The 13701-nt window shown below is 71.4% G+C and carries 13 protein-coding genes; 6 read left to right on the forward strand and 7 right to left on the reverse strand.

Annotation, left to right across the window (positions count from 1 at the left end; genetic code table 11):
- The first annotated feature begins 171 nt into the window (after positions 1-171).
- Together NQU54_RS27300 and NQU54_RS27305 are read left to right on the forward strand one after the other, a co-directional pair.
- Positions 172-645 (forward strand): nuclear transport factor 2 family protein, encoded by a 474-nt coding sequence (locus NQU54_RS27300; protein WP_069873026.1) that lies wholly within the window; start codon positions 172-174, stop codon positions 643-645.
- Positions 646-689: 44 nt separating this feature from the next.
- Entirely contained in the window at positions 690-1244 is a 555-nt protein-coding gene (locus tag NQU54_RS27305) for a TetR/AcrR family transcriptional regulator (RefSeq protein ID WP_257633403.1), read from the forward strand.
- A 139-nt stretch (positions 1245-1383) separates the two neighbouring features.
- Here the strand turns inward: NQU54_RS27305 and NQU54_RS27310 are convergent, their stop codons facing one another.
- From NQU54_RS27310 to NQU54_RS27330, 5 genes are all read right to left on the reverse strand, one after another.
- Positions 1384-3915, reverse strand: a complete 2532-nt coding sequence (locus NQU54_RS27310) for an ABC transporter permease (protein WP_257633404.1) — start codon at positions 3913-3915, stop codon at positions 1384-1386.
- Positions 3916-3969: 54 nt separating this feature from the next.
- Positions 3970-4737: an ABC transporter ATP-binding protein gene (locus tag NQU54_RS27315; RefSeq protein ID WP_257633405.1), complete on the reverse strand. Its 768-nt coding sequence runs from the start codon at positions 4735-4737 to the stop codon at positions 3970-3972.
- A 156-nt stretch (positions 4738-4893) separates the two neighbouring features.
- Complete coding sequence (locus tag NQU54_RS27320) at positions 4894-5544, reverse strand: response regulator (protein ID WP_257633406.1); 651 nt, start codon at positions 5542-5544, stop codon at positions 4894-4896.
- Positions 5541-6836, reverse strand: coding sequence for a sensor histidine kinase (locus NQU54_RS27325; RefSeq protein ID WP_257633407.1), 1296 nt, complete (start codon positions 6834-6836; stop codon positions 5541-5543). The genes NQU54_RS27320 and NQU54_RS27325 overlap by 4 nt, the downstream gene beginning before the upstream one ends.
- Before the next feature lie 10 nt (positions 6837-6846).
- On the reverse strand, positions 6847-8076 hold the full coding sequence (locus tag NQU54_RS27330; RefSeq protein WP_257633408.1) for a trypsin-like serine peptidase: 1230 nt from the start codon (positions 8074-8076) through the stop codon (positions 6847-6849).
- Positions 8077-8395: 319 nt separating this feature from the next.
- Between NQU54_RS27330 and NQU54_RS27335 the strand changes: the two genes are divergently transcribed.
- The 3 genes from NQU54_RS27335 (at position 8396) to NQU54_RS27345 (ending at position 11516) form a co-directional block, all read left to right on the forward strand.
- Entirely contained in the window at positions 8396-9682 is a 1287-nt protein-coding gene (locus NQU54_RS27335; RefSeq protein WP_257633409.1) for a cytochrome P450, read from the forward strand.
- A gap of 80 nt (positions 9683-9762) precedes the next feature.
- The gene (locus tag NQU54_RS27340) at positions 9763-10878 is read left to right on the forward strand and encodes an LLM class flavin-dependent oxidoreductase (protein ID WP_257633410.1); all 1116 of its coding nucleotides are present in this window, start codon (positions 9763-9765) and stop codon (positions 10876-10878) included.
- Positions 10875-11516: an FMN reductase gene (locus NQU54_RS27345; protein WP_257633411.1), complete on the forward strand. Its 642-nt coding sequence runs from the start codon at positions 10875-10877 to the stop codon at positions 11514-11516. The genes NQU54_RS27340 and NQU54_RS27345 overlap by 4 nt, the downstream gene beginning before the upstream one ends.
- Before the next feature lie 8 nt (positions 11517-11524).
- Here the strand turns inward: NQU54_RS27345 and NQU54_RS27350 are convergent, their stop codons facing one another.
- Together NQU54_RS27350 and NQU54_RS27355 are read right to left on the reverse strand one after the other, a co-directional pair.
- Complete coding sequence (locus NQU54_RS27350) at positions 11525-11740, reverse strand: tautomerase family protein (RefSeq protein ID WP_069873003.1); 216 nt, start codon at positions 11738-11740, stop codon at positions 11525-11527.
- A 36-nt stretch (positions 11741-11776) separates the two neighbouring features.
- Positions 11777-12544, reverse strand: coding sequence for an SDR family oxidoreductase (locus tag NQU54_RS27355; protein WP_257633412.1), 768 nt, complete (start codon positions 12542-12544; stop codon positions 11777-11779).
- 202 nt (positions 12545-12746) lie between these two features.
- On the opposite strand from NQU54_RS27355, the gene NQU54_RS27360 reads away from it, so the two are divergent.
- Positions 12747-13610 (forward strand): helix-turn-helix transcriptional regulator, encoded by an 864-nt coding sequence (locus NQU54_RS27360; protein ID WP_372506053.1) that lies wholly within the window; start codon positions 12747-12749, stop codon positions 13608-13610.
- Positions 13611-13701: the final 91 nt, after the last annotated feature.

Raw genomic sequence — 13701 nt, forward strand, 5'->3', positions numbered from 1 at the left:
TGCTTTCCGTCCGCACGGTACCCATCGCCAGGAGAAAGCGAGCTCGCCGCCCCCTGTCACCCGGAAGGCGGCCGTGCCGCACTTGCACGAGAACCGCCGTTCTCCTACCGTCGTACCCGACGAGGAGAATGCCCGTTCTCTCCGCCCCTCCCCCATGCCCAAGGAGACGACGTGGCCGACGCTCCCCGCCCTCCCTTCCCGCCGTTCACCCGCGAGACCGCGATCCAGAAGGTCCGGCTGGCCGAAGACGGCTGGAACTCCCGTGACCCGGAGAAGGTCGCCCTGGCCTACACCGTCGACTCGCGCTGGCGGAACCGCGCGGAGTTCGCCACCGGACGCGACGAGATCGTCGCCTTCCTCACCCGCAAATGGGCGAGGGAGCTGGACTACCGGCTCATCAAGGAGCTGTGGGCCTTCGACGGCAACCGCATCGCCGTGCGCTTCGCCTACGAAAGCCACGACGACTCCGGCAACTGGTTCCGCTCCTACGGCAACGAGAACTGGGAGTTCGACGACAACGGCCTGATGCGCCTGCGCTACGCCTGCATCAACGACCTCCCCATCAAGGAGTCGGAGCGCCTGTACCACTGGCCGCTCGGGCGCCGCCCCGATGACCACCCCGGGCTGAGCGACCTCGGCCTCTGACCGACCGGCACCATCCGACCGTCCGGCACCAGGAGATCGGCGAAATGATCAGTACCGAAACCGCGGAGCTCCGGATCCTCGACGCGGCCGAGCGCCTGTTCTACGGACGGGGGCTCCAAGCGGTGGGCATGGACGAGATCCGCTCCGCGTCAGGCGTCTCCCTCAAAAGGCTCTACCAGCTCTTCCCCTCCAAGGGGGAGCTGATACAGGCGTATCTGCGGCGGCGCGACGTCCGCTGGCGCCAGAAGCTGGCCGCGTACGCCGATGCCCGGACCACACCCGAGGAGAGCATCCTGGCGGTCTTCGACTGGCTCTACGAGTGGTTCGGCGAGCCGGACTACCGCGGCTGCGCGTTCAGCAACTCCTTCGGGGAGCTCGGCGCCACCTCTCCGGCCGTCGCCGAGACGGCACGCGCCCACAAGGAGGCGTTCTTCGGGTACCTCACCGATCTGACGGCGGCCGCGGGCAAACCGGCCCCGCTGGCCGACCACTTGGCCCTCCTCGCCGAAGGCGCCATCACCACCGCGGCGATCACCGGCAGCGCCGAACCCGCGCGCCGGGCCAAAGAGGCCGCACGCGTCCTGCTGGCGGCAGCGTAGCGATGACCGTCCTGCCTCGTGCGGGGGTGGCGGGAGCGGGGGCGGGCGCCGGGAGCAGCCCGGACGATGCCGCCGGACGACGGCAGGACCCGGTCCGCCTCATGTGTCACCGCCCCCGCCCCGCCACCCGTGACACGTCTCAGTCCGCCTTGAGGGACGTGAGGATGTTCAGCCGGGCCGCCCGGCGAGCGGGCCAGAGTCCGGCGACCACCCCGACCAGCACGGCGCCCGCGAGGGCCACGGCGATGCGGCCCCAGGGGATGACCATCTCGTACCCCTGGATGCTGTCGGAGGCGAGCCGGCCCGCGGCCCAGCCGAGGAAGATGCCCGCGCCGATGCCCAGAACCGCCCCGAACAGCGAGATGAGGACGGACTCCAGACGGATCATCCGCTTGGTCTGCTCGGGCTGGAGCCCCACCGCGCGCAGCATCCCGATCTCACGGGTGCGCTCGAACACGGACATCGCGAGGGTGTTGACGACTCCCAGGACGGCGATCACCACCGCCATGGCCAGCAGCCCGTAGAGGACATTGACGAGCAGTGTGATGGCCTCGCCACCGGCCGCCTCGGCCAAGTCGTCGGTGTTCCGCACCCGGATCAGCGGGTTCTGGTCGAGGGCGCGCTCGAGGGAGTGCCGTGCCGTCTCGCCGTCACCGGCCTTGGTGCGCACCAGGACCGAGGCGTCCTCGATCTCCTTCAGATGGGGCTGGAGAGTGGCCAGCGGCATCATGGTGGGCGGGAGGAATTCGTCGTCACGGTAGATGCCGCCGATCCGCAGGGTGGCCCGGCCGCCGTCGTCGTAGACCACCGGGACACGCTGCCCCATGGTCCATCCGTAGATGTCGGCGGTGGATGTGTCGATCAGCAGGTCCTTGCCCCCGCCCGCGCCCAGTGCCGCGAGCGACCCGGAGACGAAGCCGGGGTCGAGGAGGTCGCCGATGGTGCGGGGGTCCACACCGGTCAGGGTGACTTCGTCGCCGCCGATCCGCACGGCGCTCTGGCGCCGCGGGCTGGAGGAGGTCACGTCCGCGGACTTCGCCAGGGTGCGGTGGACCGACGCGGGCAGGCCGCCGCCGTTCTTCGACGTGATCTCGAAGTCGGCCCTGACGGTGTTCTCGGCCCGCTGGTGCAGCGCCGTCGTGGCGGACACCGCGACCACCGTGAGGCCGGTGACCAGGGACAGCCCGATCATCAGGGCCGAGGCCGTGGAGGCGGTGCGCCGGGGGTTGCGGCGGGCGTTGCGCGGGGCCAGTGTGCCGGGGACGCCGAATCGGCGCAGCAGGGGTGAGGCGAGCGCGATGGCCGGGCCGGAGAGCGCGGGTGTCACCACGATGATGCCGATGAGCAGCAGGGTGGCGGGGAGGAGGACGGTGGTCCTGCCCTGCTCGCCGCTGGACGCCGTGTAGAGCACGCCGAGCACACCGAGCACGATCGTGGTGGCGCCGATCGCGTTGCGCCTGCGGAGGCCGCGGGCCGGCGGAGGTGTGTGGACCGCGGACATGGCGGCCACGGGGGGCACGGCGGCGGCGCGGCGGGCGGGCAGATAGGCGGCGAGCATGGTGACGACGACGCCCACCAGGAACGCGATCAGTACGGTGCTCGGGGAGACGCTCAGCGGCCCGTCGGGGAGGCCGGATCCGGTGGACGCGAACAGCTGCCGGATGCCCATGGCCACGCCGATGCCGAGGAGGAATCCCACGGCCCCGGCGCACAGCCCCAGCAGGGCGGCCTCGACGAGCACGGAGCGGGTCACCTGGCGGCGTTCGGCGCCGACGGCCCGCATCAGGGCCATCTCCTGCGAACGCTGGGTGACGAGCATGGTGAAGGTGTTGCCGATGACGAAGACACCGACGAACAGGGCGATGGCCGCGAAGACGAGCAGCACCTGGCTGAGCCCCCTCGTCCCCTCGGCGGCGTCCGCCCGCTCCCGTTCGCGCAACTGCGCGCCCGTGCTGATCTCGGAGTCCTTGGGCAGCAGTTCGCGTGCCTCGGCCGCGAGCCGCTCCTCGGAGGTGCCGCGGTCGGCCTCGAGGGTGATCCCGTCGTACTGGCCGGGCTTCAGGAGCAGCTTCTGCGCGGTCGTGTCGTCGAAGAGGACCAGGGTGCCGCCGGAGCCGTAGGTGTCGTCGGTGCGGACGATGCCGACGAGTTTCTTGCGCAGCACCGGTCCGTCGACGGCCAGCCGGACGGTGTCGCCGACCTCGTAGCCGCCCCGGTCGGCGGTGCTGGTGTCCAGCAGCACCTCGTCGGGCCCGGTGGGGGCGCGTCCGGCGGTCAGGGGGTGGCGGTCGTCCTTGCCGTCGGCCTGGGGGAAGTAGTTGCCGGCCGCGGTCGAGTGGTCCCCGCCGAGGGGGTGGCCGTCCTTCGCGGCCACGGCGGCGAACCCCTCGACGGAGCCGGTGACGGACGCCACGCCGGGCAGCCGTCGCAGGCTCCGCAGCGTGTCCTCCCCCACGGTGCCGGGCTCACCGGCCTTCTCGTCGAACGGCGGTGTGGCCTGGACCGAGATACTGCGCAGAGTGGTGAGGAAGCGCTCCTTGTAGGCGTTGCCGACGGTGTCGGTGAAGACGAGGGTGCCCACGACGAAGGCCACACCGAGCAGTACGGCGAGCATGGTCATCAGCAGGCGGGCCTTGTGCGCGAGGACGTTGCGCAGGGCGGTACGGAACACGGGACGGCCTTCCGGAAGGGTGCCGGGCGTGAGGTGCCTGGGTGGGTGCGGGCGTCAGACCTGGTGCGCGGGCGTCAGGCGGCCCATGCGCTCCAGGACGGCCTCGGCGGTGGGCGCGTGGAGTTCGTCGACGATGCGGCCGTCGGCGAGGAAGACGACGCGGTCCGCGTAGGAGGCGGCGACGGGGTCGTGGGTGACCATGACGACGGTCTGGCCCAGCGCGCTCACCGAGCCGCGCAGGAAGTCGAGGATCTCGGCGCCGCTGCGGGAGTCGAGGTTGCCGGTGGGCTCGTCGGCGAAGACGATGTCGGGCCGGCCGGCCAGCGCGCGGGCGACGGCGACGCGCTGCTGCTGGCCGCCGGAGAGCTGGGCGGGCCGGTGGCCGAGCCGGTCGGCCAGGCCGACGGTCTGGATGATGCTCTCCAGCCAGGCCCGCTCCGGTTCGCGACCGGCGATGTCCATGGGGAGGGTGATGTTCTCCAGGGCGTTCAGGGTGGGCAGCAGGTTGAACGCCTGGAAGACGAAGCCGATGCGGTCGCGGCGCAGCCGGGTGAGCTGACGGTCATTCAGGGAGCCGGTCTCCGTGTCACCGAGGCGGATCGATCCGAAGGACGGCGAGTCCAGACCGGCCATGCAGTGCATCAGTGTGGACTTCCCCGACCCGGACGGCCCCATGATCGCGGTGAACTGCCCCCTGACGAAGCCGACGGTGACCGCGTCGAGCGCCACGACACGGGTGTCCCCCGTGCCGTACACCTTCGTCAGATCGGTGGCGTGGGCCGCGTAGCTGTCCGGGGCGGAAAGGGGCTGGTGTGGGTGCATGCCGGTCCTCGGTGGGCGCTCGGTGAATACCCCTCGTGGCAGAGGGCGTCGCCGCTGATGGCGACGCCTCCGAGCCTCCCGCCCGGCCACCGGCGGGCGGATCCCCCGAACATCCGGATCCGCCTCCCCCGATCGGGGGAGATCGCCGCGGGACCGCTATTCGGCACGCCCCGTACGGAAGGCCCAGGCCGCGACCTCGACCCTGTTGCGCAGGCCCAGCTTCGCCTGGGCCGACCCCAGATGCGTCTTGACCGTGCTGGGCGCGATGTACAGCTCGGCGGCGATCTCCGGGTTGGTCAGCCCGCGGGCGATGCCCTGGATGACCTCCTCCTCACGGTCCGTCAGCGGCTCGGCCGGCTCATGTGTGCCGCGTCGCCGGGCCTTGGTGAAGTGCTGGAGCAGACGGAGGGTGATCTGCGGGGCCACCATGGCGTCCCCGCGGACGGCCGCCCGGACGGCCTCGGTCAGCAGCGCGGGACCGGCATCCTTCAGGAGGAAGCCCGACGCTCCGTTCGACAGCGCCGTGTACACATATTCGTCGAGGTCGAAGGTGGTGACCACGACCACTTTCGGTGCTCCGGGCAGACCGCCGCCGGCCAGCCGGCGGGTGACCTCCAGACCGTCGGGCGGGGGCATCCGGATGTCCACCAGGCACACGTCCGGCCGTGTCTCGCGGGCCAGCGAGAGCGCCGAGGCCCCGTCGGCGGCCTCGGCCACCACCTCCATGTCGGACTCGGCCGACAGCACCATGCGGAACCCGGCCCGCACCAGATGCTGATCGTCCGCCACCAGGATGCGTATGGTCATGCCGTTCTGCCCTCCCGTAGCCCCAGCCCGGATCGTACGGCGTGGCGCCCGCGCGCACGCGTACTCCGTGCGGCCTCGTCGGGACGCAGCGGTACGGAGGCGTGGACCCGCCATCCGCCTTCGGCGCGGTGCCCCGCCTCGAAGGCGCCGCCGAGCAGCTCGATCCGCTCCCGCATGCCGATGATGCCGAAGCCGCCGCCGAGCCGGCCGAGGCTGCCGCGGTGTCCGGACTGGGAGCTGTGTCCGTCGTCCTCGACGACCAGTTCGGCATGGTCTGCCGCCACCCGCGCGGACACGTCCACCGACCGCACTCCGCGCGCATAGCGGTGGGCGTTGGTCAGGGCCTCCTGGAGCACGCGGCCCAGCCCTCCGGTGATCTCCGCGGGGATGTCCTCCGGCAGGTCCCGCCCGAGGTCCAGCCGGACCGGCAGCCCCGTCGCCCGTGACTCCTCGACGATGCGGGTGAGGACCTCGCCGAGGTTCTCCGGATGCCGCGGCGTCTCGTCGCCGCGCATCGAACCCACCAGGCGCCGCATCGACGTCAGCGCCTCGCCACCCGCGTGCTCGACGGCCTCGAGCATCTCGTTCAGCGCCTGTGGGTCGGGGGTGCCCCGCCCGGCGACATGGCGCACGGCCTGGAGCTGCACCACGATCGCGGTCACCTGGTGGGCCACGGTGTCATGCAGGTCCCGGGCCAGCGCGAGCCGTTCCTCCTGGCGCACCAGCTGGCCCATGCGATCCTGCTGGGCGTCGTACAGCCGCAGCACCAGGCCGCAGACGAAGGCCAGTGCCAGCAGGAGCAGCAGATTCTCGGCGGCATCGCCGGGATCCGCATCCCTCCGCACCGGTACGGAGAACACGCTGACGCTCAGCACCGACACGGCCACCAGGGCCGGCCGGGGCGCGCAGCGGCGCGCCGCCACGGCGAGGAGGACCAGCTGGCCCATGAGTTCGCCGCTGCTGGTCTCGCTGGTCACCATGTTCACCGGCAGCAGGTGGTAGGCCACGGTGGCCGCGAAGGTGCCCGCACCGGCCACCAGCGCGGCCCGCGGAACCCATCGGGGATCGCGTACGACGGCCAGCACGGCCATCGCCCCGGCCAGGGCTCCGGAACACACCGGCGCCCAATCCCCGGTGAACGCGGGGGTGTCCGAGGCCGGGTCGAAGACGATCCGTTCCTCGATGTCCTGGTAGACGGAGAGGAGGAACAACAGCGCAAGCGCGGATCGCGCGGCCCACACCGGCCAACGTCGATAACCGGCGCGCCGGCCGGAGGACACAGCTATTCGCACCCGCGCCACCCTACGCACCTACGGCGACGATCGCCGCCCGCCGGTCGCGTCCGGGTCGGTGGGCATGGGCGCGGGCCGTGCGTCGCGCACCCGCTCCGGTTCCAGTACGAGGGGTCCGGCGGCTCCGCGCGGTGGGTCCGCGGGGTGTCGGGGGCGGGTGGATCTCCGGTGTCCTCGCCCCGGGCGGTGGCGGCGAGGGCCGCGACGACGCCGGTTCCCACGATCGCCGCCGTGGTGAGGAGGGCTGCGGTGAGCGGACGCATGACGTTCTCTCCCGATGCTGGAGGCCGGGGCCCCTGGTTCGGGGCCCCGGCCGAATGCGGTGTGGTGCTCGGCCGTTGGCGGTGTTGTTGTAAATCGTTTGGATCTTGTTGTCGAAGTAGGGGCTGTCGATATAGGCGGGCCGATCGGTCCGGGTGCTGGTGACCGCGATCTCGGTCCCCAGGCCCGTGGTCTCGTTGTAGTCCCGCAGCCAGGGGCCGCCGCTGGCGCCCTCGACCATGGTGCACCCGTTCTGCACCCGCGAGCCGTCCTGCCATGTGCCGATGTTCTGGCAGACGTAGGGCACCTCACCGTCGTAGCCGAAGGCGGCCGGATAGCCCCAGACGGTCACGGTGTTGACGTACCCGTAGGTGTAGCCGAGCCCCATGCCGCCGACGGTGTCGACCAGCTTGCTGGAGCCGTTGTCCCAGACGTTGACCACGCCGATGTCGTAGTTCAGATCGCTGCTGTTGATCCAGCCGTTGAACGAGGTCAGCGTCTTGGCGGACCAGGTGCCGTACGGCCGCGAGCCGTTGTAGTAGGCGGGTACGAACACCCAGTTGGTCGCCCAGGTGCCGCCGGCGCCACCGTGGACGCAGTGGCCGGCGGTGAACACCATGTTCTTCGTGGGGTTGTTGACCGCCGCGGCGGAGCAGGCGTAGTCGCCACCGTTGGTCGGGTTGTGGAAGAAGACCTTGCCCTGCACGATCGAGGTGGCGATCCGGATACCGGGCGCCTTCTTCGATGTGGTGGCCTTCTGGGGTCTCGCGAGCCGCGCGGGCTTGGCCGCCGCGTCGATGGCCGCCTTACGGGACGCCTTGGCGTCGGCGGGCGTGTCGGCCTCGACGGCTCCGCGCATGCGCTGCGGCGTCCAGTAATTCTCGGCGGACACGCGGGACGCGGCACTCTTCTCCGTGGACACCGCGTGATCCGCGGCCTGTGCGACGGTGAGGAATTCCGAGGTGTCAACGCGCGTCAACGACCGGCACCGTCCACGTGGCGGCGGCCACCCGCCCCCCCACGGTGTCCGGAACCCGCAATCACATTTCTCCGCGCGAATTCCTGGAAGAGCATTTACGCATTCACAGCAGTCCCGCACAACGTGATGGGCACCGCCCGCCGCAGCGGATGCTGGAGCACGATGGACCGCTCACCGTCCCACCGCGCCCACGACCGATCCGGCGCACCGGACCCCCTCGCCGTGGGATTCATTCACGGCAGGGAAGTTGGCCAGAGGCGATCACTTCGTTAGCCTCCCGGCAGCCCAGCAGACCCGCCGCTCCGAGGAAGTCAACACAGTGACGAACCCCCAGGACGACCAGGACCCGCAGGCCCCGGACCATGCGCCGGACACGCCGCCCCCGGGCTGCCCCGCACACGCCGCACGGCTGTACGGGCCGGAGTTCCGGCGCCACCCGGCCCAGACCTACCAGCGGATACGGCGTGACAGCGGACAGGTGGCCCCCGTCCTGCTCGAAGGCGATATCGACGCCTGGTTCGTCCTCGGCTACCGCGAGACACGCCATGTGCTGTCCGACACCGACACCTTCGGCCGGGACCCGCGCCGCTGGAACGGATGGGACGGCGTGCCGCCGGACTGGCCGCTGATGCCGTGGGTGGCGTACAGCCCGATGATGACCTTCACGGAGGGGGATGAGCACCGGCGGCGCTCCACGGCCGCCAGCGAGGCCCTCGCCACCGTCGACCCCTTCGTGCTGCGCGGCCACTGTGAGCGCTTCGCCGACCAGCTGATCGACAAGTTCACCCCGAACGGCAGGGCCGACCTGGTGTACGACTACATCTACTCGGTGCCCGCCCTCGCCACGGCCGAGCTGTTCGGCCTGTCCGAGGACGAGGCCGGGCTGGGGGCCCTGGCGCAGGGGCTGACAGTCTCGTTCCTCTCCGACGAGGAGGCCATCGCCGGGCAGCAGCGGGTCGCCGCGTACGTGGCGGAGCTGGTGAAGGCCAAGCGCGAGGCGCCGGGCCCCGATCTCACCTCGCAGTTCGTCCTGAACACCCCGGAGCTCACCGAGGAGCAGCAGACCGCGGACGTGATGGTGCTGATGGCGGCGGCGCTGCCGCTCACCTCGTACTGGATCGGCAACACCCTGCGGCTGATGCTCACCGACGAGCGGTTCGCCATGACGCTCTCGGGCAACCGCCGCAGCATCGGCGAGGCCATGAACGAGGTGCTGTGGGCGGACTCCCCGCTCCAGAACCTCATCGGGCGCTACGCCACCCGCGACACCAGCCTCGGCGGCCGGCGTATCCGCGCCGGCGACCTCGTCGTCCTCGGCCTCGCCGCCGCCAACGCCGATCCGCTGCTGTGGCCGGACACCCCCGTCGGCCACGCCGGGAACCACTCGCACGTCGCGTTCAGCGGTGGCGAGTACGGCTGCCCGGTGGGCGGTCCCGAGACGGCCAGGATCATCGCGGAAACGGCGATCGAGGTGCTGCTGGACCGCGTACCTGACCTGACGCTGGCGGTCGAGCCCGAGGAGCTGTCGTGGGTGGACTCCTTCTGGTACCGCTGCCTGGACTCCCTGCCGGTCACCTTCAGCCCCACCTCGGTCACCGCGGGTTAGCACACGAGGGGTCGGAATAGACACGGGAGGTACCCTGGTTATGTAGTTCAACAGTCAACTACTTCAGGAGGATGAGTCCGGTGCAGTTCGGGATCTTCACAGTCGGGGATGTGACGGAGGACCCCACCACGGGCACGACGCCGAGCGAGCATGAGCGGATCAAGGCCATGGTCACGATCGCGCTCAAGGCCGAGGAGGTGGGCCTCGACGTCTTCGCGACCGGCGAACACCACAACCCGCCGTTCGTGCCGTCCTCCCCCACCACCATGCTCGGCTACGTCGCGGCGCGCACCGAGCGCCTGATCCTCTCGACCTCCACCACGCTGATCACGACGAACGACCCGGTGAAGATCGCCGAGGACTTCGCCATGCTCCAGCACCTGTCCGGCGGACGGGTCGATGTGATGATGGGGCGCGGAAACACCGGTCCGGTGTATCCGTGGTTCGGGCAGGACATCCGCCAGGGCATTCCGCTCGCCATCGAGAACTACGCACTGCTGCACCGGCTGTGGCGCGAGGACGTGGTGGACTGGGCGGGGAAGTTCCGCACCCCGCTCCAGGGCTTCACCTCCACTCCGCGGCCGCTGGACGGCGTGCCGCCGTTCGTCTGGCACGGCTCGATCCGCTCGCCGGAGATCGCCGAACAGGCCGCCTACTACGGCGACGGCTTCTTCGCCAACAACATCTTCTGGCCCAAGGACCACTACCAGCGGCTGATCGACCTCTACCGGCGGCGCTACGCCCACTACGGCCACGGCACGCCCGAGCAGGCGATCGTCGGCCTCGGTGGCCAGGTGTTCATCCGTCCCAACTCCCAGGACGCGGTCCGTGAGTTCCGCCCGTACTTCGACAACGCCCCGGTCTACGGCCACGGCCCGTCCCTGGAGGACTTCACCCGTGACACCCCGCTGACCGTGGGCAGCCCGCAGGAAGTGATCGAGAAGACCCTCACCTTCCGGGACTCCTTCGGCGACTACCAGCGCCAGCTGTTCCTCATGGACCATGCCGGGCTGCCGCTGAAGACCGTCCTGGACCAGCTCGACCAGCTCGGCGAGGTCGTCCGGGTCCTGCGCGCCGAGTTCGCCGAGGACCGCCCCGCCACCGTTCCCGACGCCCCGACCCATGCCTCGCTCGTCGCCCGGCGCGACGCCGAGGCGGCGGGTACGGACACCGACCTCCAGGAGGTGACGCCATGAACCCCGGACGTCCGCTGCGGCTCGCGGTCGTCTCGGCCGGACTGAGCACCCCCTCCGCCACCCGGCTGCTCGCCGACCGGCTCGCCGACGCCACCCGCCGGCAGCTGGCCGACGAGAACCGGGAGGTGGAGGTCCAGGTCGTCGAGTTGCGGGACCTGGCCGTCGACATCGCCAACCACCTGGTGTCCGGTTTCCCGGCACCTCCCCTGGCGGAGGCCATCGAGACCGTCACCGCCGCCGATGGGCTGATCGCCGTCACCCCCGTCTTCTCGGCCTCCTACAGCGGGCTGTTCAAGTCGTTCTTCGACGTCATCGACAATGACGCGCTGACCGGCAAGCCCGTGCTGGCCGGGGCCACCGGGGGCACCGCACGCCACTCACTGGTCCTGGAACACGCGCTGCGCCCGCTCTTCGCGTATCTGCGTACGGTCGTCGTGCCCACCGCGGTGTACGCGGCGTCCGAGGACTGGGGCGGCAGCGGCGATCCCCTCACCGACACCCTGCCCACGCGCATCGTGCGCGCGGCGGGCGAGCTGGCCGAGCTCATGCGGCAGCGCCCGGGCGGGAGTGCCGTACGGCCCGCCGAGGAGACGGTCGTCCCCTTCGAGCAGCAGCTGGCGGCACTCCGGCCCGAGTAACCGCCGGCTCAGTGGCCCGGCGGCTGCTGGAGCATGGCGAGGGTCAGGACCTGGCCGCCGATGCCCCAGCCGCCGTCGGTCACCTCCTCGACCAGGACCAGGGTGGTGGCACGGGCGCGCTCACCGTAGATGTCGACGTACAGCTCGGTGGCACGGGTGACGATCTCCTGCTTCTGCTTCTCGTCGAGCGATCCGGCAGGGACCTTGAAGTTCGCGAAGGGCATGGTGTCGTTCTCTCTCGTCGGGTGTAGTGGCGACGGTCAGACGATGCCGCCGTTGGCGCGGACGACCTGGCCGTTGACCCAGTGGCCGGCCGGGGAGGCGAGGAAGGCCACGACCTCGGCGATATCGGCGGGGGTGCCGAGGCGCTCCAGCGGAGGCTGGGCCGCCAGCCGGGCGACGGTCTCCTCGTCCTTGCCGTCGAGGAACAGATCGGTGGCGGTGGGGCCGGGGGCGACGGCGTTGACGGTGATGTCCCGGCCGCGCAGCTCACGCGCCAGGATCATGGTGAGCGCCTCGACCGCTCCCTTGCCGGCGCTGTAGGCGCCGTAGGCGGGGAGGGCCAGGCCCACGACGGACGTGGAGAAGGTGATGAGCGCCCCGCCGCCGCGGATCCTGCGGGCGGCCTGCTGGGCGACGACGAACGTACCGCGGATGTTGGTGCGGTGCAGCGCGTCCAGCTCCGCCAGGTCCAGCTCGGCGATGGGGGCCAGGTGCAGCCGGCCGGCCGCGTGGACGACGACGTCGACCCCGCCGTACTCGGACTCCGCGGTGTCGAAGAGCGCGGCCACCTGCCCCTCGTCGGCGACGTCGGCCCGGACCGCGACGGCCCGGCCACCGGCGGCCGTGATGTCCTTGGCGACGGCCTCGGCCGGGTCACGGTTGCCCGCGTATCCGGCCACGACGGCGTATCCGTCGGCGGCCAGCCGCTTCACCGCCTCGTGGCCGATGCCACGCGAGCCTCCGGTGACGATGGCGACGCGGGGCCGGTCGATGGGGTGGTGGGGCGCGGTTTCCTGAGCTGACATGGAGACTCCAGGGACTGGTGGGACTGGTGCGGCCGACGGATGCCACGAGATGTGGCGTGGCCCGGGACCTCGGCGCTGTTCGCCGCCGGGCCCCGTCGGTGGCACCAGCCTGGGCCGGAGTCCCCGGGCCGGCCAGGGCTGTCCCCACCCTGGGGTTGTCAGCCCCTGGCTCGGCCCACCGGCACACGCGACCATGGAGGGTGTGAACCACTCCGCCCTCGCCGCGTTCCTGAAGTCCCGCCGCGACCGCATCCGCCCGGCCGACGTCGGCCTGCCCACCGGTCCACGACGCCGCGTGCCCGGTTTGCGGCGCGAGGAGGTCTCCCAGCTGGCCGGGCTGTCCGCGGACTACTACACCGAGCTGGAGCGCGGACGCGGCGCCCAGCCCTCGGCCCAGGTGCTGACCGCCCTGGCGCGGGCGCTGCGGCTGACCGGCGATGAGCGCGACCATCTGTTCCACCTCGCCGACCGCCCCGTTCCCCCGGCCACACACGGCCCGACCGCGCAGGTCCAGCCCGCCCTGCTCGGCCTGCTGGACCGGCTGGGCACCACCCCCGCCCAGGTCATCACCGATCTGCACCAGACCCTGGTGCAGAACGAGCCGGCCGCCGCGCTGGTCGGCCGTCCCCCGGCGGTCGGTGGCCCCGCGGCGAGCTTCGTCTACCGCTGGTTCACCGATCCGGACGCCCGTGCGCTCTACCCGCCCGAGGACCACCCCCACCACTCCCGGGTCTTCGTCGCCGACCTCCAGGCCGTCGCCGCCCGGCGCGGCGACGACACCGAGGTACGCCGGATGGTGGCCGCGCTCCGGCGCCGTAACGAGGAGTTCGCCACCCTCTGGGACACCCATGACGTCGCCCTCCGGCGGACCGACCACAAGCGCATCGTCCACCCCGCGCTGGGCGTCATCGAACTGGACTGCCACTCGCTGTTCAGCGAGGACGGCCGCCAGCGCCTGCTGTGGTTCAGCGCCCCGCCCGGCAGCGAAGGCGCGGCCCAGCTGGAACTTCTCTCGGTCATCGGCACCCAGTCCATGACGAGCAGCGAGAACCGCGCGTCACCGTGATCCCCTGCCACGTGTGGTCCGCTGCCGAAGGGGCCTGCGGGGCCGGTCACGGCCCCCTGATCGCGCCAACGTGGTGACGTTCGGCGTGCGG

This window comes from Streptomyces malaysiensis subsp. samsunensis (genome assembly GCF_024519315.1).
Taxonomy (GTDB): domain Bacteria; phylum Actinomycetota; class Actinomycetes; order Streptomycetales; family Streptomycetaceae; genus Streptomyces; species Streptomyces malaysiensis.